Source organism: Caballeronia sp. GAWG2-1 (genome assembly GCF_023631405.1).
Taxonomy (GTDB): Bacteria; Pseudomonadota; Gammaproteobacteria; order Burkholderiales; family Burkholderiaceae; genus Caballeronia.
The window spans coordinates 14,313-34,530 of sequence record NZ_JALQDD010000007.1 but is presented as its reverse complement, the minus strand read 5'-3'; the positions used below and the strand labels follow the sequence as shown (position 1 = coordinate 34,530).

General features: G+C 61.9%; 19 protein-coding genes and 1 tRNA gene. 8 read left to right on the top strand and 12 right to left on the bottom strand.

All coding sequences use genetic code 11. The features are described from left to right. Positions 1-22: 22 nt before the first annotated feature. Positions 23-1,036 (bottom strand): YVTN family beta-propeller repeat protein, encoded by a 1,014-nt coding sequence (locus tag NCR98_RS04985; RefSeq protein WP_244827579.1) that lies wholly within the window; start codon positions 1,034-1,036, stop codon positions 23-25. 151 nt (positions 1,037-1,187) lie between these two features. Further along, positions 1,188-5,954: an ATP-dependent RNA helicase HrpA gene (gene hrpA, locus NCR98_RS04980; RefSeq protein WP_250525662.1), complete on the bottom strand. Its 4,767-nt coding sequence runs from the start codon at positions 5,952-5,954 to the stop codon at positions 1,188-1,190. A gap of 22 nt (positions 5,955-5,976) precedes the next feature. On the opposite strand from hrpA, the gene argA reads away from it, so the two are divergent. The 3 genes from argA (at position 5,977) to proP (ending at position 9,830) form a co-directional block, all read left to right on the top strand. Beyond that, complete coding sequence (gene argA / locus NCR98_RS04975) at positions 5,977-7,347, top strand: amino-acid N-acetyltransferase (protein ID WP_244827577.1); 1,371 nt, start codon at positions 5,977-5,979, stop codon at positions 7,345-7,347. Positions 7,348-7,412: 65 nt separating this feature from the next. Continuing rightward, complete coding sequence (locus NCR98_RS04970; protein WP_244827576.1) at positions 7,413-7,685, top strand: oxidative damage protection protein; 273 nt, start codon at positions 7,413-7,415, stop codon at positions 7,683-7,685. 669 nt (positions 7,686-8,354) lie between these two features. Continuing rightward, complete coding sequence (gene proP, locus NCR98_RS04965; RefSeq protein WP_250525661.1) at positions 8,355-9,830, top strand: glycine betaine/L-proline transporter ProP; 1,476 nt, start codon at positions 8,355-8,357, stop codon at positions 9,828-9,830. Between the two features lie 57 nt (positions 9,831-9,887). Here proP and NCR98_RS04960 read toward each other — a convergent pair whose 3' ends face one another. Further along, positions 9,888-10,361 (bottom strand): metallophosphoesterase family protein, encoded by a 474-nt coding sequence (locus tag NCR98_RS04960; RefSeq protein WP_250508840.1) that lies wholly within the window; start codon positions 10,359-10,361, stop codon positions 9,888-9,890. A 102-nt stretch (positions 10,362-10,463) separates the two neighbouring features. On the opposite strand from NCR98_RS04960, the gene NCR98_RS04955 reads away from it, so the two are divergent. Then, positions 10,464-10,548, top strand: a tRNA-Leu gene (locus NCR98_RS04955). A gap of 207 nt (positions 10,549-10,755) precedes the next feature. Here the strand turns inward: NCR98_RS04955 and NCR98_RS04950 are convergent. Together NCR98_RS04950 and NCR98_RS04945 are read right to left on the bottom strand one after the other, a co-directional pair. Then, a complete protein-coding gene (locus tag NCR98_RS04950; RefSeq protein WP_250464302.1) occupies positions 10,756-10,968 on the bottom strand; it encodes a hypothetical protein in 213 nt (70 codons plus the stop codon). 132 nt (positions 10,969-11,100) lie between these two features. Next, complete coding sequence (locus NCR98_RS04945) at positions 11,101-11,361, bottom strand: hypothetical protein (RefSeq protein ID WP_250492129.1); 261 nt, start codon at positions 11,359-11,361, stop codon at positions 11,101-11,103. A gap of 197 nt (positions 11,362-11,558) precedes the next feature. Here NCR98_RS04945 and NCR98_RS04940 point away from each other — a divergent pair, with 197 nt between their 5' ends. After that, complete coding sequence (locus NCR98_RS04940; protein WP_244827571.1) at positions 11,559-11,912, top strand: hypothetical protein; 354 nt, start codon at positions 11,559-11,561, stop codon at positions 11,910-11,912. 69 nt (positions 11,913-11,981) lie between these two features. Next, on the top strand, positions 11,982-13,205 hold the full coding sequence (locus NCR98_RS04935; RefSeq protein ID WP_250525660.1) for an MFS transporter: 1,224 nt from the start codon (positions 11,982-11,984) through the stop codon (positions 13,203-13,205). Here the strand turns inward: NCR98_RS04935 and NCR98_RS04930 are convergent. The 5 genes from NCR98_RS04930 to NCR98_RS04910 all read right to left on the bottom strand — a co-directional run bounded on the left by NCR98_RS04930 (position 13,202) and on the right by NCR98_RS04910 (position 15,612). Further along, positions 13,202-13,657, bottom strand: coding sequence for a response regulator (locus NCR98_RS04930; RefSeq protein ID WP_250525659.1), 456 nt, complete (start codon positions 13,655-13,657; stop codon positions 13,202-13,204). The two genes, NCR98_RS04935 and NCR98_RS04930, sit on opposite strands and share 4 nt — an antisense overlap. A 45-nt stretch (positions 13,658-13,702) precedes the next feature. Next, entirely contained in the window at positions 13,703-14,335 is a 633-nt protein-coding gene (locus NCR98_RS04925) for a response regulator (protein WP_244827568.1), read from the bottom strand. Between the two features lie 114 nt (positions 14,336-14,449). Continuing rightward, on the bottom strand, positions 14,450-15,025 hold the full coding sequence (locus NCR98_RS04920; RefSeq protein ID WP_244827567.1) for a ferritin-like domain-containing protein: 576 nt from the start codon (positions 15,023-15,025) through the stop codon (positions 14,450-14,452). 187 nt (positions 15,026-15,212) lie between these two features. Beyond that, complete coding sequence (locus tag NCR98_RS04915) at positions 15,213-15,374, bottom strand: DUF1328 domain-containing protein (RefSeq protein WP_040048814.1); 162 nt, start codon at positions 15,372-15,374, stop codon at positions 15,213-15,215. A 61-nt stretch (positions 15,375-15,435) separates the two neighbouring features. Beyond that, positions 15,436-15,612 carry a DUF1328 domain-containing protein gene (locus NCR98_RS04910; protein ID WP_132450940.1) on the bottom strand — a complete coding sequence of 59 codons (177 nt, stop codon included), beginning with the start codon at positions 15,610-15,612 and terminating at the stop codon, positions 15,436-15,438. A gap of 173 nt (positions 15,613-15,785) precedes the next feature. Between NCR98_RS04910 and NCR98_RS04905 the strand changes: the two genes are divergently transcribed. Continuing rightward, positions 15,786-17,270, top strand: coding sequence for a sensor histidine kinase (locus tag NCR98_RS04905; protein ID WP_250525658.1), 1,485 nt, complete (start codon positions 15,786-15,788; stop codon positions 17,268-17,270). Positions 17,271-17,420: 150 nt separating this feature from the next. Continuing rightward, positions 17,421-17,555: an entericidin A/B family lipoprotein gene (locus tag NCR98_RS04900; RefSeq protein WP_244827565.1), complete on the top strand. Its 135-nt coding sequence runs from the start codon at positions 17,421-17,423 to the stop codon at positions 17,553-17,555. A 296-nt stretch (positions 17,556-17,851) separates the two neighbouring features. On the opposite strand, the gene NCR98_RS04895 is transcribed toward NCR98_RS04900, so the two are convergent. Together NCR98_RS04895 and NCR98_RS04890 are read right to left on the bottom strand one after the other, a co-directional pair. Further along, a complete protein-coding gene (locus tag NCR98_RS04895; protein ID WP_250525657.1) occupies positions 17,852-18,631 on the bottom strand; it encodes a DUF4397 domain-containing protein in 780 nt (259 codons plus the stop codon). Between the two features lie 512 nt (positions 18,632-19,143). Continuing rightward, positions 19,144-20,013, bottom strand: coding sequence for a glycosyltransferase family 25 protein (locus NCR98_RS04890; RefSeq protein WP_250525656.1), 870 nt, complete (start codon positions 20,011-20,013; stop codon positions 19,144-19,146). Positions 20,014-20,218: the final 205 nt, after the last annotated feature.

The following is a 20,218-nucleotide window of genomic DNA, read 5'->3' as shown; positions in this document are numbered from 1 at the left end:
CCTACTGCTTTCGCGGGCAGCCTCAGGCGCCGTTAGGCGAGGTCACCGGCGCGCGATTGAAGAAGTAGATTCCGTGCGGCGAACGGCCAACCTTGATGGTTTGGATCAGCTTACGATCCGCAAGGTCGATCACGCCGACATGCTTCGCGAAACGGAACGTTACCCAGAGATACTTCTTGTCGGCGGAAAGTTCCATGTCATCCGGTCCCGGCAAGAGGCCCGTGATGTCGCCGACGTTCGTGAGCGTGTCTTCGTCGATGATGCTGATGGTGTTCGCCACCCGGTTCGACACGGCCACATGCTTGCCGTCCACGAGCGAGCGGAAGTTATGCGCGCCCTTGCCGGTCGTGATGGTCTTGACGATCTTCTGATTGCGCCAGTCCACCACGGCGACGTAATCCGCGCCCGTCATGCCAACGAGCAGATACTTGTCGCCCGGCGTGAACCATACGCCCGCGGGCGTCGGGCCGACTTTCATCTTCCACTTGACCGTCTGCGTCGCCAGGTCGATCGCGGCGATTTCGTTCGACACCTGCAGCGAGATGAACGCGGTCGTGCTGTCGTTCGAAAACGCGATATGGCTCGGCATGGTGGCGAGCGGCAAGCGCTTGGCCACGGTCAGATTCTTGCCGTCGAAATGATAGATATCGAGGCGGTCGAGCCGCAGACCCGTCGACACGAACCACTTGCGATCCGGCGAAAAGCCGATCTGATACGGGTCTTCGATATCCTGAACCCAGCGCTGCACGGCGCCGGTTTTCGGATCGACGAACATGAGATTGTTCGATACCGAGTTCGCAACGATCAGCGATGACGCGTCCGGCGTGGGCATCAAGTGATGCGGTTCCTTGCCCGTGGGCACGGTGCCGACGACCTGGCGCGTGTTTTCGTCGATAAGACTCAGCGTGGCTTCAGCCGAGTTCAGGACGATGACGTTATTGGCAAATGCCGCGGTGGCGATGAAGGCCGCGCCGATAGCGAGCGCGGCGCGTGAGGCAACCGCCCGAAAGCGGCCAGACAGAAAAGATGAGCGCATGAAAAAGTAGACGTCCGAAGGCAGGCGTCATTGTAGAACGTTTGCGCTTGTCGTCGCGTTGACGAAACGCCTGTTTTTGCGCAATTTCGTTTAACGGCGCAAGAAATGCCGTTTTTTTGGCGAAAAAATCGGCATTGCGCTGCTTCGTCTATTAGCGCTGCATCGCTTCCCAGACTTTATGCAGGCGCTTCACGGAAATGGGCATGGGTGTGCGCAGTTCCTGCGCGAACAGGGACACGCGCAGTTCCTCCAGCAGCCAGCGGTATTCCGAGAGCCGCGCGTCCGCCACGCCGCCGCGTTGCGCGAGCGCGCGCTGATATTGCTGCACGAGCGGATGCAGATCCGTGGAAATACGCGCATCGCGAGCCGGATCGGCCTTCAGCTTGTCGATTCGCAGCCCGATGCCCTTCAAATAACGCGGGAAATGCGCGAGTTGCGCGTAAGGCGTGTCGATCACGAAGCGCTTGCCGATGAGCGCGTTCAACTGCGACTGGATATCGGCGTAAGCCTGGGCGAACGGCTTCGCCTGCGCGAGCTTCCTTAGAAGCGCCGTGTATTCGCCGAGGATCGCGCCGACCAGCCGCGCGATCTCCTGCGCGAGCAGCGTGAGCCGGCCTTTCGCGGCATCGCGGCGAGCGTGGAAGCTCACGTCGTCGTCGGGTAGCGGGTCTTGCAAACATGCGCGATCCAGCGCCGTATCGACGATCTGATCGCGCAACTCGTCGGCGGTGCCGAGCGCCATGAACTGCATCGACATTTCGCGCAGCCCCGGCAGATTCTTTTCCAGATAGCGGATCGGCTCGCGCAATTGCAGCCAGAAGAGCCGCCGCAAGCCCGCGCGATGAATCCGCGCCGCCTCCTCCGGCGAATCGAACACTTCGACGTCGCAATGCGCGCCGCGATCGACGAGCGCCGGATAGCCGAACAGCGTCTGCCCGCGACGTCGAATTTCCAGCAGCTCGGGCAGCTTGCCGAAATTCCACGTCGTGAGGTTTTCATAGAGCGCGGTGCCGGTGGACGCGTTCGCGGCCTGCGTCTGCGGCGCGTTCGGCGAATCGGCGGAAAGTGCATCGAAAGCCGCGCTTGCCGTCAGCTTCTGGAAATGCTGCTGCGCCTGACCGCCGAGTTCCGCTCGCAATTGCGCGAGATTGCGGCCCATCGCGAGCTGGCGGCCGTGCTCGTCGATCACCTTGAAGTTCATGAAGAGATGCGCAGGCAGCGTTTCGAGCTTGAAATCCGCGCTCTTCACGGCGACTTGCGTCTGCTCCCGAATATCGGCGATGAGCGCATCGACCAAGGCACCCGCGCCGAACCTCGGCCCCGCGTTGCGCTCGGCAAAGCCCGCCGCGTAATCCGGCAAGGGCACGACATGCCGGCGCAGCTTTTGCGGCAGCGACTTCAGGAGCAGTTGCGTCTTTTCCTTGAGCATGCCGGGCACGAGCCATTCGACGCGGCGCGCATCGATCTGATTCAGGCCATAAAGCGGCACCGTGAGCGTCACGCCGTCGCGCGGCGCGCCCGGCTCGAAGTGATACGCGAGCGTCATTTCGATGCCCGACATCGTCATGCGCTTCGGGAACAGGTCGGTGGTGACGCCGGCGGCCTCGTGACGCATCAGGTCGTCGCGCGAAAGGAACAGCAGTTGTTTGCCGCCCTCCTTGCGCTGCTCGTCGCGATACCAGCGTTCGAACGCCGCGCCGGTCCAGATGCCTTCGGGCACGAGCGAATCGTAGAAGCCGTGGATGAGTTCGTCGTCCACGAGCACGTCCTGACGGCGCGACTTGTGTTCGAGTTGCTCGATGTCCGCGACCAGCTTGCGGTTGTGCGCGAAGAACGGCAGACGCGTGTCGAACTCGCCTTCCACCAGCGCGCCGCGAATGAACAACTCGCGCGCGTACTTCGGGTCCTGCTGGCCGTAACTCACGCGCCGCCGCCCGTAGACCGTGAGACCGTAGAGCGTCGCGCGTTCATACGCGACCACTTGCGCGGCCTTCTTCTCCCAATGCGCCTCGGAAAGCGACTTGCGCAACAGATGCGGCCCGACCGTTTCCAGCCATTCCGGCTCGATCTTCGCGATGGTCCGCGCGTACAGCCGGCTCGTCTCGACGAGTTCGCCCGCCATCACCCAGCGGCCCGCTTTCTTCAGCAGCGCGGAACCCGGCCACAAATGGAACTTGATGCCGCGTGCGCCGAGATAATGCGGCTCGTCGTCGGCCTTCATGCCGATGTTGCCGAGCAGCCCCGTGAGAAGCGAAAGATGCACTTGCTCGAACGTCGCGTCGGATTCGTTCAGACGCCAGCCATGTTCGCGCACGACCGTGAGAAGTTGCGAATGCACGTCGCGCCATTCGCGCAATCTCAGATGCGAGAGAAAGTTGGCGCGGCACGCATCGGTCAACTGTCGATTCGACTTCTTGTGCGCAATGGCTTCGTCGAACCACTTCCAGATGCGCGTCCATTGCAGGAACTCGGAGCGCTCGTCGACGAACTGCCGATGCGCCTGATCCGCCTGCTCCTGCGCTTCGATCGGACGATCGCGCGGGTCCTGCACCGACAACGCCGACGCGATGATCAGCACTTCCGTCAACGCGTGATGATCGCGGGCGGCGAGAATCATGCGGCCCACGCGCGGATCGAGCGGCAGCCGCGCGAGTTCGCGGCCGAGCGGCGTGAGCGCGTTGTCGTCGTCGACGGCGCCGAGTTCGTTCAGCAACTGGTAACCGTCGGCGATCGCGCGACCCGGCGGCGGCTCGATGAACGGAAAGGTTTCGATCGCCGTCAGATGCAGCGACTTCATGCGCAGGATCACCGCCGCGAGCGACGAGCGCAGGATCTCGGGATCGGTGAAGCGCACGCGCGACTGAAAGTCGGCTTCGTCGTAGAGACGAATGCAGACGCCGTCCGCGACGCGCCCGCACCGGCCCGCGCGCTGATTGGCGGCGGCCTGCGAGATCGACTCGATCTGCAACTGCTCGACCTTGTTACGATACGAATAGCGCTTCACGCGCGCCATGCCGGTATCGACGACATAGCGAATGCCCGGCACCGTCAGCGACGTTTCCGCGACGTTGGTCGCGAGCACGATACGCCGCGCGTTCGACGCCTTGAACACGCGCTCCTGTTCGGCAGCGGAAAGGCGCGCGAACAGCGGCAGGATTTCCGTATGCGGCGGATGGTGCTTACGCAGCGCCTCGGCGGCATCGCGAATTTCGCGCTCGCCGGGCAGGAACACGAGCACGTCGCCGGGACCGACGCGGCAGAGTTCATCGACGGCATCGACGATGGCTTCCATCAAATCGCGGTCCGCCTTGCGGTCGTTGCGCTTGTGCAGCGTGCCTTGCGCCGATTTGACGGCGGCGCTGTCTTCCTCCACCGGCCGGTAGCGCACCTCGACCGGATACAGCCGCCCGCTGACCTCGATCACGGGCGCGGGCTTTTCGTCGCTGCCGAAGTGGCGCGCGAAGCGTTGCGCGTCGATGGTCGCGGACGTGACGATCAGCTTGAGGTCCGGGCGCTTCGGCAGGATTTCCTTGAGATAGCCGAGCAGGAAGTCGATGTTCAGGCTGCGTTCGTGCGCCTCGTCGATGATGATCGTGTCGTACGCGCTCAGCAGCGGGTCGGTTTGCGTTTCCGCGAGCAGGATGCCGTCGGTCATGAGCTTGACCGATGCGCCCGGCGCGAGGTTGTCGGTGAAGCGCACCTTGTAGCCGACCACTTCGCCGAAAGGCGTTGCGAGTTCCTCGGCGATACGCCGCCCCGTCGCCGATGCCGCGATCCGGCGCGGCTGCGTATGACCGATGAGACCGCTGCCGCCCGCGCCGAGACCGCGTCCGAGCGCGAGGCAGATCTTGGGGAGCTGCGTGGTTTTGCCGGAGCCGGTTTCGCCGCTCACGATCACGACCTGATTCCCTTCGATCGCGCGCGCGATCTCCTCGCGACGGGCGGAGACGGGAAGTGCCTCGGGAAAGGTGATCGGCGGGATGGGGTTGGCGGTGACGGCGCGCCCCTCGCGGCGCGGTGGGCGTACGTTGTGTTGCCTCGCGGGCTGAACTGCGGAGACTTCGCCTTGTTGCTTGGCGCGTGGTTCGCTGGCTCGCGCCGCGCGCGCTTCACGTGGTGAACGCTCGTCGCTTACGTGGCGAACCTGCCCGGCTTGCGCGTTGCGCGCACTCGAGTGCGTTTGCGCTGCGGCCTGCTCTCGATGGGATCGGTCGTCCGGTCGTGCGCTTCGATCGACTTGCCGCGCCTCGGCCTTGTGCCGTTCGTCGCGCGCGCTGAGGTCGGCACGCGTGATCTCCGCGCGAGAATCGTTTCTTGAACGTCGGGTGCCTTGTGCCTCGACCGGCCGCGCGGTTGAAGCAGAAGTCGTTTGGCGCGCCTGCGTGCTGCGTTGTTCGCCGCGAGCATCGTGCGAACTACTTGCATCGCGCGAAGAGGAAGGTTTGGCGATATCGCGTGCGCTTGCCGGGCGCGCGAGCGACGTGTTCCGATCAGCCGATGCATCCAGCTTTCGCGTCGACGGTTCCTGCAGCGCTTTGCGCTCCACGCGACTTTGCGGTGCGACTCCTCGCGACTCCTGCGTGACCGGAGACTGCGGCTTCGGCTTTTGCGACTTGGCGGCAGCATTTCCGGCCGCTTGCTGCGCGCCGCGCCGAGGCTGCGAAGCCACCGGCGTCGGCGACTTCGCATTCTGCCCCTGCGAACCCGAATTCCCAACCACGCCCTCAACCGCACCGCCGCCCGCAAATCGCCGCGCGGCGAGTTCCTTCTTGCTGAGACCGGCAGCCTCGTCCTCGCCTGTCTGCGCGTCGCGCAGCAAGCTTTCGCGCAGTTTCTTCAACTGCTCCTGGGTATCGAGCGACTTGTCGGCGGATGGCGGCTTGCCGCCTTGGGTGGGGCGTCTGGAAACATTCGGCATAGCATCGCATTATAATCCCGGCATGAATTCCCCTACCGACCTCGCCATCCCGTCGCAGCCGGCCGCAGTCGAAGCCGAAGCGCCGAATCCCCACGCCCAGTTCGTCGACTGGATGCGTTCCGTTGCGCCCTATATTCACGCGTTCCGAAACAAAACCTTCGTGGTCGCGTTTGGCGGGGAACTGGTGCAGGAAGGCCGCCTGAATGCGCTCGTCCAGGACGTCGGACTGTTGCACGCCATGGGCATCCACGTCGTATTGGTGCACGGCTCGCGTCCGCAACTCGACGAGCAACTGAGTCTGCACGGCGTCGAATCGTCGTTCTCGCACGGGCTGCGCATTACCGACGCGCGCGCGCTCGAATCCGCGAAGGAAGCCGCTGGCGAAGTGCGCCTCGACATCGAAGCCGCCATCAGCCAGGGCTTGCCGAACACGCCGATGGCTCACGCGCACATCAGCGTGGTGTCGGGCAACTTCGTGACGGCGCGGCCGGTCGGCATTCTGGATGGCGTCGACTTCCAGCACACGGGCGTCGTGCGCAAGATCGACGGCGATTCCATCCGCCAGTCGCTTGCGAGCAACAAGCTCGTGCTCTTGTCGTCGCTCGGTTTTTCGCCAACTGGCGAAGCGTTCAATCTGTCGATGGAAGACGTCGCGTCCGCCGCGGCCATCGCCTTGCGCGCCGACAAGATCATCTTCGTGACCGAGATTCCCGGCCTCGAAGATCAGGAAAACGAACTCGTGCGGGAAATGTCGCTCGACGACGCTTACCGGCTTCACGAAAGCGGCGAGCTTCAGGGCGATACCGCGTTTTATCTCAAGCACGCCATTCGCGCCTGCCGCGGCGGCGTGGCGCGCGCGCACATCATTCCGTACAAGCTCGACGGCAGCGTGCTGCTCGAACTCTTCCTGCACGACGGCGTCGGCACGATGATCTCCTACGAGAATCTCGAAAGTCTGCGCGAAGCGACGCCGGACGACGTCGGCGGCATTCTCACGCTGATCGAGCCGCTCGAATCCGACGGCACGCTCGTGCGGCGCGGACGGCATCAGATCGAACGCGACATCGACCACTTCTCGGTCATCGAGCACGATGGCGTGCTCTTCGGCTGCGCGGCGCTTTATCCGTACACGCAGGAGCGCATCGGCGAGATGGCGTGTCTGACCGTCGCGCCCGAGGCGCAAGGTTCCGGCGATGGCGAGCGCCTGCTCAAGCGCATCGAACAACGCGCGCGCGCTCGCGGGCTCACGCGCATTTTCGTGCTGACGACGCGCACCGAACACTGGTTCCTCAAGCGCGGTTTCGTGAAGGTCACGGTGGACGACCTGCCGGAAGACCGCCGGCGACTCTACAACTGGCAGCGCAAATCGCTCGTCCTGATGAAACAGCTTTGAACCGACATTGCACGCGCCGTGCGCACGAACGCACGCGCTCCGCTACTCAATAGGAGAAACAGACGATGGCCCGAATGATCCAATGTGCGAAGCTCGGCAAGGAAGCCGAAGGACTCGACTTTCCGCCGCTGCCGGGGGAACTCGGCAAGCGCATCTATGAAACGGTGTCGAAGGAAGCGTGGCAGGGCTGGCTCAAGCAGCAAACCATGCTGATCAACGAAAACCGGCTCAATATGGCCGACCCGCGCGCGCGCCAGTACTTGCTCAAGCAAACGGAAAAGTACTTCTTCGGCGAAGGCGCCGACACCGCGACGGGATATGTGCCGCCGCAAAGCTGAACTTAAGCCTAACTGGCTCTCGAAGAAACCGGCCCAAGCGGCCGGTTTTTTGTTGCGCGCTCGTCTTTTTCAACAAGCGCTTAAGGACAAATTCGACTAAGCGTAATCCTAAGCCCAGCAAGGGATTGCGCGTTTTCAAGCGAGCGCCCGGACAGGCTGGTTTGCGCTTCGTCTGTCATCGTGTTATCATCTTGCTCGTTATCAACAGCAATTCACCATCATTCGCGCGGTCAGTTCGAGCTTAAAGCCTGAATCCGAACGCGGCAGTGACAGTTTCATACAAAGAGGCTTGTCGGTTTTCGAGCGACATCGAAACGTCGCGCCGGCCTTTTTCGTTTCAAGCCTTGGTTTTCGCCGACGTCGCGGCCCACCCGCGGCAACTCGCTGAGTTCGCCGTCCGCACGTCAAATTCGTTTGCTATTTCCCGAGTGCAATTTCGCGACTTCTTCCGCGAGGCACCGGCACCGCATTTGCTACGCATTTTTCAGCGCTGACTTCATTCAGGGCTGCGCGGAGCTATCGCTTTCGGCCAATGGTTGAAAGCACGCATGCGGCGCCGTCGCGAAACTGCACTATTCCGGCCGATATCGGCAGTAGTCGCCGCCCTCGGAGCGGCGCACCCGGCGCTGGCATCGCGCGCGCGGGGTTGAACACGGAGTCTCTCGCACTATGAATGCTTCACATGACGGCCTCTGGCGCAAACGAGGCGCATCGAACCAGGCGTCCGGTATGACGCTCGACGACATCACCATCGTCGATCAATCGCTTCTCAAGCGCGCGGTCGGCGCCATGGCTATCGGTAACGCGATGGAATGGTTCGACTTCGGCGTGTACAGCTACATCGCCGTGACGCTCGGCAAGGTCTTCTTTCCGTCGAGCAGTCCGGCCGCGCAGTTGCTGGCCACCTTCGGCACGTTCGCGGCCGCGTTTCTCGTGCGCCCGATCGGCGGCATGGTGTTCGGTCCGCTCGGCGACCGCATCGGCCGCAAGCGCGTGCTCGCGATGACGATGATCATGATGGCCGTCGGCACCTTCTGTATCGGTCTCATTCCGAGCTACGCGACCATCGGCGTGATGGCGCCGGTGCTGCTGCTCGCCGCGCGTTTGTTGCAAGGCTTTTCGACGGGCGGGGAATACGGCGGCGCGGCGACGTTCATTGCCGAATTCTCGCCGGACAAGAAGCGCGGCTTCATGTCGAGCTTCCTGGAACTTGGCACGCTCGTGGGCTATGTGCTCGGCGCAGGCGTGGTCGCGGTGTTGACTGCCGCGTTGTCCGAACAGGCGCTCCTCAGCTGGGGCTGGCGCATTCCGTTCATGATCGCGGGTCCGCTCGGGCTGATCGGCTTGTATATCCGGATGAAGCTCGAAGAGACGCCCGCGTTCCAGCGCGAGGCGGAAAAGGCCGAAGCCGTGTCGCACGAAACGACCAAGCAGCAGTTTCGCGAAACGCTCGTGCAGCAATGGAAGCCGCTCTTGCAGTGCGTGGGCCTCGTGCTTATTTTCAACGTGACCGACTACATGGCGCTGTCGTATCTGCCGAGCTATCTCTCGGCGACGCTCAAGTTCAACGAGACACATGGCCTTTTCATCGTGCTCGTCGTGATGGTGCTGATGATGCCGCTCACGCTGTTCGCGGGCCGTCTGTCGGATACGATCGGCCGCAAACCGGTGATGCTCGCGGGTTGCGTCGGCTTATTGCTGCTGTCGATCCCGGCGCTCTCGCTGATCCGCCTCGGCACCGTACCTTCGATCTTCGCGGGCATGATGATTCTCGGTGCGCTTCTGTCGTGTTTCACGGGCGTGATGCCGTCGTCGCTGCCGGCGCTGTTCCCGACGAAGATTCGTTATGGCGCGCTCGCCATCGGCTTCAACGTGTCGGTGTCGCTGTTCGGCGGCACGACGCCGCTCGTGACGGCGTGGCTCGTCGACAAGACCGGCAATCTGATGATGCCCGCGTACTATCTGATGGGCGCGTCGATCATCGGCATCGTTTCGGTGCTCGCGCTGCGCGAGACGGCCAAAAAGCCGCTGAAGGGCTCGCCGCCCGCGGTGGCATCGCATTCGGAAGCGCATGCGATTCTGCGCGGTCATCGCGAGGCAGCAGAGATGGATGGCTCGTTTCCCGAGAATACCGTTCGGGCTTGAGCATCGAGGTTGAGTCGTTAGAACAAAAGCCGACGCTTGCAAGAGCGCCGGCTTTTTTTATTCGATGAGCGTAACGATGCGCGCCTTTATGTCCGTGTCCTCAGAGTCACCCGTCTCGCCGATTTCGAGCAGACCGACCGTGATCGGCAACTTGAACCTTCGCGGCCCCGCGCTACCCGGATTCACGAACAGCACGCCATTGCGCTTCTCGACGAGCGGCTTGTGCGAATGCCCGGTCACGACGACATGGACGCCATCGAGTGCTTTCGGCACATCGGCGATATCGTGCACGACATGGATTGTCGCGCCCGCCAAGTCGATGCGCGCGTGCTCGGGCAACATCGCGACATCGTCGCCGATATCGTTATTGCCGCGCACGACGGTCAGCGCAGCCAGTTGCGCCAGCGTATCGAGCACTTCGCGCTTGCAGATGTCGCCGGCGTGGATGATGTGTGCAGAGCCGCGCAGGGCCTCGAGCGCTTCGGGGCGAACGAGATTGTGCGTGTCGGAGATGAGGCCGATGAGGGTCATGTTTTCTCGTCGATATGCGCTCGGAGCGCGGGCCATTCACTTGCTGTCGTCGCGCTGTTTTGGCGCGCTGCATGGCAGTGGTAGAATTCGCGTCCGCCCTCTGCCGGGGTGATGAAATTGGTAAACATAGCGGACTTAAAATCCGCCGCCTAACGGCTTGCCGGTTCAAGTCCGGTCCCCGGTACCACTCGCCAATGGTTTCATGCTGAATCGACAGCATAAAGCCAGTCGTCTTTTATCGCGGCGCGCGCTGTTTCCGGTCAGACTTGAACGACCACGAACACAATCGAAACCACCACGCGGGTAATAGCGCTGCGGGCCGAGACCGCGCCCCGCTTGCGGGATCTACCCCGTTGCGCTTTCCTTCGCCTGCCTGCTGCATCGATATCGCGGATCACACCGCATTCAACAAGCGTTCTGCATCCCTCACTGCATCGAACAAGGCTTCGATCGGCGTTTCGCGGTCGAGCAGGCAGAGATGCTCGATATCGAACGGCAACGCATCCACACCGATAAACCTCACGGTGCCTCCAAAACATTCACGTCCTCTTCCCCGGCGAACCGAGGCGATATAGTTCGGCGTGACGTAAAGCGCAACGGGCGTCATGGCAATCTCCGCAAACTGGCTTGAGCCGATCGGCGCAGGACCGAGCGGTAAGGCCAAGTCTAGCGGCCGATATTTCGCGCGCGCACCCTCGCCTCGCGGGGATGACATCCCTCCCTGCGCCGCCACCCGCCGTTACAACCCGTGCGCCAATACGCGCGCGATGTAGTGGCGCCCCCACGCCTCGCCATGCGCGAGGGCTCCCGCGATCGTCTCGAACGGACCGTGCGGGCCGATCATCTCGCCGGAATCATCGACCAGCCGCGAGCCGTGCACCGCTTTTCCGTCGATGCGCGCCACCCGCACACGAACCGCATAGCCCGCGCCGGACTCGTTTTCGCTTTCTTCCGCGTTGAGCGCCAGCAGATATTCGCCGGCTTCGATATCTTTGCGCATGACGATGGCCTCCACAAAACGAAACGCTATCCGCCGATTGTGCTACCGCCGCGCGCCGCATGCACGACAGACAAGCACGCCAGCCAGCACGACGCCAATGCGGTCACGCAAGCCGCGCCCGCATGTTATAAAGCTCGCCATCCCCTGATTTCGCTCCGATGCGCCCTCGCGCGGCCGAGCATTCACCCTGTTCACCAATGATTACCCGTTCCCGCCTCTTCTTGCTGGTCTGCCTTCCGCTCGTGCTTTTGTCCGGCTGCACTTCGTATTACCGCAACGTCGAAACGTGCAAGGACCGCGTGCGCGCCGAGTATCCCGACGCCGCAAGCGCGCCACTGAAGCTCACCGGATCGGGCGCGAGCTACCACGGTTCGCGTGTCGTCGTGCGCGGCGAATTCCCGACGCAGCCCAAGCCGCCCGCCACGAAAATCGTCCAGACGCCCGCCGCCGCCGAATGCACGTTCGCCGAGAACACGCTGACCGGCTTTCAATGGCTCGCGCCCGCCAGGCTCGTGAAGAAGCCGCAGCCCACGGACGATGCCGCGCAGTAAGGCGGGCGACCGGAAGCGCGCATCTCTACGGCGGCTCGCCGCCGTTCTCGCGCTCAACTCAAGGCAACCATGACCGCTTCGTCCAATTCCTCGAGTCATCATCAGCACTATTCGCGCGCCACGCTCTGGCTGCTTGCGACCATCGCGGGCGTATCGGTCGCCAACATTTACTTCAATCAGCCGCTGCTGGGCGATTTCCGTGGTTCGTTTCCCGGCAGCGCGTATCTGATCGGCGCGGTGCCCGCCGCGACGCAACTCGGCTACGCGCTTGGCATGCTCGTGCTGGCGCCGCTCGGCGATCGCTTCGACCGGCGGCTTCTGATTCTGCTCCAACTGGCCGCGCTCGGCGTGGCGCTCGCGGTGGCGTGCGTCGCGCCGACGCTCGCCGTGCTGATCGCCGCGAGTCTTGCCATTGGCGTCGTCGCGACCATCGCGCAACAAGCCGTGCCGTTCGCCGCCGAACTCGCGCCAGCCGCCGAGCGCGGTCATGCCGTCGGCACGGTGATGAGCGGTCTATTGCTCGGCATCCTGCTCGCGCGGACGGTGTCGGGTTTCGTCGCCGAATACTTCGGCTGGCGCGCGGTATTCGGCGCTTCAGTGGTCGCGACGATCGTGCTGGCGGTCGTCGTCGTTGCGCGGCTGCCGAAGAGCCGTCCGACGTCTACCTTGCCCTACGGCAAGCTGCTCGTGTCGATGTGGCATCTCGCTGTCGAGAATCCCGGGCTTCGCGAAGCATCGCTCACGGGCGGCGCGCTCTTTGCAGCATTCAGCGCGTTTTGGTCGCTGCTCACACTCCTGCTCGCGGGCGAGCCGTTTCACATGGGACCGCAGGCCGCGGGACTATTCGGTATCGTCGGCGCGGCGGGCGCGCTCGCGGCGCCGCTTGCGGGCAAGTCGGCGGATCGGCGCGGGCCGCGCGCGGTGATCACGTTGTCCATCGGGCTCGTTGCGCTGTCGTTCGTGGTGTTCGCATTCTCGGCGCGCAGCATCGCGGGGCTGGTCATCGGCGTGATCGTGCTCGATATCGGCGTGCAGGCCGCGCAGATATCCAACCAGTCGCGCATCTACGCCTTGAAGCCGGAGGCGCGCAGCCGCGTGAATACGGTTTATATGGTGGCTTACTTTATTGGCGGGGCGTTGGGATCGGCGCTGGCTTCGCTCGCCTGGCACGCAATGGGATGGACGGGCGTTTGCGTCGTCGGGCTGGCTGCGACGGCGCTGGCGGCGTTCAGTCACTGGCGCGGGCGGGAAGCGGCGGATTCGTTGGCGGGTTCCGGCGGCGGGGATCGCTAACCGCGCTCACCTTCTCTTTCCCGCGCGTGCCGGCAAAGCGCATCCAGCACCCGATCGAACTCCAGCGATTTATCGAAGAAATGGCGCACGCCATATTGCTGGCAGCGCTCGCGATACGTCGGCAACGCGTGATTGGTGAGCACCGCGACAAAGGCCTCGTCGTGTATCGATGCCTTGCCGCTCTCCTGCAACCACGCCAGTACCTCGATGCCCGAACCGTGCCTGAGTTGCAAGTCGATGATCACCGCATGGAACCGCTGCGACGACAAGAGCGCGATGGCTTCGTCCGGAGCCTCGGCGAACGCGGTCACGCGCCACGGACCGAGCGCGTCGATGGCTTCGGTCAGGCTGCGCCGGATCAGCGGGGAATCCTCGATAAGCAGCACCGCGAGCGGCGTGTCGCGCGCTTCGCGTTGCTGCGCACGGTCGTCGGTGATGATGTGCTTGCCCACTTCGGGCGCCCTCCGGTTCAGCTTGCCGTCCGACTGCGCGTCGCGCTATTCGATCAGGCCGTTCTTGATTGCGTAATACGTGAGATCCGCGTTGTTCGCCAGTCTCATTTTTTCGAGCACGCGCGCGCGGTACGTGCTCACCGTCTTCACCGACAGATGCAGTTCTTCCGCGATCTCAGTCGGAATACGCCCGGCCGCGAGTTTGCAGAAGACCTGAAACTCGCGCTCGGACAACGCCTCGTGCGGGCGTTCGGCGGCAGGCTTGTCGAGCTTGTCGGCGAGCGCGTCGGCGATGAATTCCGACAGATACCGATGCCCGCGCGCCACCGTGCGAATCGCCCGGACGATTTCTTCCGGCGCCGCGTCCTTGTTCAGATAACCGTTCGCGCCCGCCTTCAACAAGTTGATCGCGTACTGACTCTCGGGATAGCCCGACAGCATCAGCACGCCCTGCTCCGGACGAATCTGCTTGATGACACGCAAGGTATCGACGCCGTTCTTGTCGGGCATCGCGATGTCGAGCAACACCACGTCGAACGCCTGAACGCGCACGTGCGCGATGGTTTCGTCGCCAGTGGAGGCTTCCGCCGCCACTTCCATATCGGGTTCGTCCGCCACGAACTGCTTGAAACCGCTGCGTACGATCGCATGGTCGTCGGCTATCAGGACTCGGATCATTCGCGCTTGAAATCAGGGATGAGCCGCCATTGTACGCATGCGCCCACGCAAAAGATGCGCGGTCTCGGACGAGTTCCGCGCATCGCGTGACGTCATGCCGGCATGCCCTGCTATTTAGCCGTTACGGCCTTCCAGCAGATCGGCCATGTCGTCGGCGTGCTCTTCTTCCACCGCCAGGATGTCTTCGAAGATACGGCGCGTGGTGACATCCTTGTCGCCGAGATAGCGAATGATCTCCCGATACGTATCGATAGCAATCCGCTCGGCGATCAGATTCTCGCGGATCATGTCGATCAGGTCCGAGCCTTCCTTGTACTCGGAATGCGAGCGCGACTTCAGGCTGTCGGGTGCGAAGTTCGGCGCCCCGCCCAGTTGGACGATGCGCTCCGCGAGCGTATCGGCGTGTTCCTGTTCCTCGTTGGCGTGCTCGAGAAATTCGGCTGCGACGGCTTCCGAATGGATGCCCTTGGCCATGAAATAGTGACGCTTGTAGCGCAGCGTGCAGACGATTTCTGTCGCGAGCGAGTCGTTCAGCAACTTGAGCACGACTTCGCGGTCCGCGCCGTAGCTCGGCGTGACCGGGCCCTCGTCCATGTGCGTGCGCGCATCGGCGCGGATTTTTTCCACGTCGAGGACGAATGCGTCCCGCGATTGAGTCGGCGCGGCTTGTACAGCAGACGATTTGGACATTTGGTTCGCTCCTTGAAATTTGATGAAAGACGTTCGCTGGAGCAGGCCTACGCGTGCCGCTTCGTTCATAGGGCCCTGCTATCCAATCAGAAGCTCCGATGCACGCGCCATGCCTGCTCCCACCAATGCTTCGCAAAAGGCGCGGGCCGCGCGAGCGGCCCGGTGCAGCAAGGCTTTCTGGCGTACGTCAGGTTCGAAATACGCCGAGCAGCAGCGTGACGACGAACACCACCAGGAAAATGTAGAAAAGGATCTTGGCGATTTCCGCGGCGCCCGCGGCAATGCCGGTAAAGCCGAACACGGCCGCGATTATCGCGATGACGAAGAAAACGGCAGCGTAATGAAGCATGGAATCCCCCTGACTTGCTTTTGATGGTCTGATTCAGGTTCGGGCGCGAGTCAGTTGGTCGCTAATCGACTATTTTCTTGGTGACGACGAAGCCGAGCACCAGGAACACGACGCACAAAATCAGGAACAGCACGAACAAGAATTTGGCGATGGTCGCAGCGCCCGCCGCCACGCCCGTGAACCCGAGAAGACCGGCGATCACGGCCACGATCGCGAAAAACAATGCCCACTTCAGCATGATCGTTCCCCGTTGGAATGATTGAAAAATGATGACGAACCCATGCTAGCCGGGCCTTTGGGCGCGCGCATCCGGGCTGGCTCCTTTTTTGCTGTGGGAATCCACCGACATCCGCTTTCAAACGGCTTTGCCGGCGTGGCTCACGACGCCCGCCGGAACCGCAGAAACACACCATGAGCCACGTTCTAAAAGACGCCGCGCCGGCAGCATCTGAAACTCCACAGGGACTCGCCCGGCGCGCGACGCGTATCAACGAATGGATGCATCGCTATAGCTGGGCGGTCGCGATGACGGTGGCTATCGTCATTACCGTCGGCGGGCTCGTGATTCTGGAATCGGGGCGCATGCGCATCGCGGCCGAGTACGAGACCGCGCTCGATGCAAAAAGCGCCACCGCGCAGTTATCGTCGCTGGCGGCCGATATCGCCACGCTCAGCGCCGAGGAACGCGGTTTCGCGCTCGCCGCCGACGACACCTACAAGAGCCACTTCGCGCAAACGGCCGGGCGCGTGCGCCGCGCGTTGACATCGCTCGATAGCTATTACCGCCGCATCGGCGATGACGCCGCGCTTGCGAGCTTCGCGCAGATTAGCGCCGCCGCCGACGAGAACATCGCGCAAGGCGAGGCGCATCTCGCCGATCTGTCGAAGACGCCCGCGGATGCGGAAATGCGCGCCCGCGTCGTGGCGACGCCGTCGCCCGACACCAGCGCCACGCTCGATGCCGCGCTCGCCCTCTTGCGGCTGAACGAAGAGCAACGCGCGCAGCACGCGCTCGATGCAAGCCGCGCCGATCAGCGCATTTCCACGTTGTGCGTCGGCGCGTTGTGCGCGCTCAACATCGTCCTGTTCCTGCTGCTGTTCCGCAATCTCGGTATCCAGTTGGACAAACAGGACCGCGTGCAGAAGAAGCTCATTACGCAGCAGGAGGAACTCGACCGGCTCGTGTTCGAACGCACGCGTCAGCTCGAAGCGCTCGCGTGGCATTTGCAATCCGTGAGCGAAAACGAAAAAACCGAACTTGCGCGCGAACTGCACGACGAACTCGGCTCCATTCTTACCGCGAGCAAGATGGATGTCGCGTGGGTGCGCGGCAAGCTCAGGACGAGCGAACCCGCCATGTCCGACAAGCTCGCGCGCGCCATCGGCAATCTGGACCAGGGAATTGCGCTCAAGCGGCGGATTATCGAAGACATGCGGCCGACCGTGCTTGCCAACTTCGGTCTCGTGACCGCGCTGCGCTCGCTCGCCGATGAAGCCGCGCAGCGCAACGGCTGGAACGTCGAATTCGATCTTTCCGGCGACGATGTGAAGCTCGGCGAGGCTATCGAGATCGCGCTCTTTCGGGTGGCGCAGGAGACGCTCACGAACGCGGCGAAATACGCGCGCGCGAACCGCATCGAAATCGCGCTCGCGCTCGATGGTGACGACGTTGCGCTCGCTATCGCGGATGATGGCATCGGCATCCGTCCGCAGGATTTGAAGCGCACGCAGACGCACGGCCTGGTCGGCATGCGTCAGCGCGTGTCGGCGCGCGGCGGGCGCTTTGAGATCGAACGCGTGGCGCCGCATGGCACGCGCATCAGCGTGTCGATGCCACGCGAGCGCAGCGCGGGTGCGTTCATCGCAAGCGCGCCGGCGGCCGTTCCGCTTGCCTGATTACGTAGGACGATACTTACGCCAATAGCAGAGACGGCCGACACCAAAAACCCGTGCGCGCCTACAGCGGCGACTACGCCGCTTTTTTATGATTGATCACAACGGAAGCCTCGAAGGGCTACCCGAATTTCTAATTCAAGGGGAACACACATGACTCGAATCATCGCTTTGCTGCTGATCGCCGGCACCGCCGCGCTCGCGGGCTGCAATACCATGTCGGGCGCGGGCCAGGATATCTCGAAGGGCGGTCAGGCTATTTCGAATTCGGCCGAAGAGCATAAGTAAATTGGCCGCGGCGCGGTGAGCCAGGCGCTCATCGCGATGATGTTTCGTGCTGATTTTCTGTCGTCCCGTCATTTTTTTGGCGGGATTTTTTTCGTTTGTCTTTAGTACGTGAGAAAGCGTGGATGCGTGGCACCTGAGGCTTGCTTGCCTCGCGTGATCGGCGACGTTCGCACGTAGGTAGGCGGCCGGATGTCTGCGAGGGTCATAAACCCGCTCCTCGTCGAACGAAAAAACCCCACGGATGCGGCAGCGTGGGGTTCGTCGATGTCTGCGCCCTGTTACCCGGGCGCTTCAAATTACAGCGTGTCCGGCAGCTCGATTGCAGGCGTCGTGGTATTGCCGCCCTGCGCAACGAGCACGCGAATCTTGTTCGGGATCACTTGCGACAACGCGTTGCCTGAAGGCAGCGTCGTCACGAGCCAATCGGCATTGTTGCTCAGATTGAACGATGCCGACGCATACACCGGCGTCTTCGAACCCGGCAGCGTCGCGACCAGCTGATACGTCCCGCCGTTGACGTAGAGCGAGTCTTGCGTCGTTGCCGGCACGGCGTTCTTGAAGCCGACGCCCGCCATCGTCGGATTGACGGTCGCGATGTTCGTCCCCGGTGCGACCAGATACAAATCGAGAGTCTGCGCATTCGCCGACGCATTGAAGCCGCGCACCCGCGCGCTGTTCGAGAGCAGGCCCTTGTCGAACGGATCGTCGATCACGGCGATGGACGGCAGGAAACCCGCGTCAGGCAGCGCGATCACTGTGTACTCGTGACCCTTGGCGGCATTCGAGATGCTCGTGTCGGTCGCGAGTTGCGTCGTCGTGTTGACGGCGGCGTAGGAGAAGTTCTGCTGGCCCGTATCGATGTTTGCGAAGTTCGTCACCGTCTGGTAGCCGAGATTCGCTTGCAGCACCTTGCCGTTGTCGTAGAAGTCGACGTTGGGGGCACTCGGGATCGCGTGGATGAAGTGGACTTCTGGATTCGTGAGTCCGAGTTCCTTGCCTACGTCGTCGGAGCCGCCACAAGCGGACAGGATCGAGGCGACGGCGGCAAGCGCGGTGACTGTGCGGATGAGCTTCATGTTTCCACCTTCCTTAGCTTTAATCATTGATTTTGTTGTCCGGTCCGCGCTGCGAGCATCACGCTTAAGTGATCATGCGTATTGCCCGGCGCGCCTCGGAAGACCCCTTCTCTCTTTTGCTTCTATTCCCTTGAACGACAGGCTTTCGTGTCATGCCGATGAAACTGTCGTTCGAGGGTGACGGCATTGAGCAATGCGCATGCCCTGCATCGGTGCGCAGAGGCGGCAGATATAGCGGGGAGCCTTGCGCCGCAAGGCTCTGATATTCGTTAGAGGAATTGCTCGGGCCGAGCTGGAAGGCCGATTAAAGCGGCGCCGGATAGGAGCGAATGCAGCGCGCGGAGGAGGTTTTTACAAAAGGAAAGGCGGAAGGCGCGCTGGTTGAACAAGAACAGGTCACCGCCGTACCAAGGCACCGAGCCAAAGTTCCAAATTAAGGTGCATCTGACCATTCGCCAACATGGTGAAGTCCGCCATAGCAGACAACAAACCAGAGTTTTTACTGTCTCCACTCAATAATCGGAAGAGCGCGACGTTTCGTATAGTTTCATGCCAAGCGTGTACTCAGGCGAACTTTCCGTTTCGCCGATCATGACTGCTATATTGGCCATATCCAACCGGTGTTCTCCAGCGAACAATAGACGCCGAATAGCGTTGGCAAGCAAAGCATCTGACACGTTGAGGTGAAGAAATTTAAATTGTTCGTAGGGAATAGTCGAGATGTTTTGAAACTCGGGCGTCGCTATGAATGGGACAGTAATGTTTGCATTGAGCTGGCCACTGGCAATCCAATCTCTATAAAGGATATCTACTGCTGCATTCGCGTCCTTATCGTCCGAAAAAAGCCGATGTAATGTCTTTTTTCCCTTGGGCGTTACGACATAAGAGGCGGCGCAATAAGCGAACACACCGCGAGCATCGATAATGCTTACCGTAGAGAGCGCGTGTCGCTCGACTTCCAAAGCGTCGCTACGCACCCGATTTTTCAGCCGACCTTCAGCAAGCGAAAGCAGGTAGGGAGTCTGTGCGCGAAACGCCACACAGTCAAGAAAGAGTACATCGCAATTTGGAAAGCTATCAACGAAACCATTGAGCGTTGCTTCATTCAGAATGCTCGGGAAATAGCGACTGAGCTCTACATCATCCTCCAAGATTAGAACTGCCGAGTCATCCTCGGAATTCAAGATTGCTCCAGTGTGAGACTGTCGGCAGGCCCAAACGCTGTTTTCGGCGGCATTGTCAAAAGGTCCGTTAGCGCGACCATCAATTGCCGGAAAGCGTGTGATCCAATCTGCGCATCCAAGTTGTTCTAGCTGAGCTTCAATTGACTGTCGTCGTTCCTGACTTCGCTCCAGATTTATAAATCTGCCTTCTAGCCTCATGGTTTTTAACCCTAACTAAGTCATTTTTTAGACATTAAACAGCAGGTAATCCCTAGCGCTTTTTAGCCTAAACGCCTAATCAACCTGACATTTATGCCGAAGCATTCAGATGATGATTTTTCAAAGCACAAGCGCCGGTTCGCCAGGAAGCTCGGCTGAAAATAATCGCGGGGGATTGGCAAGTAGCGCCCTTCCCCCACGAAAT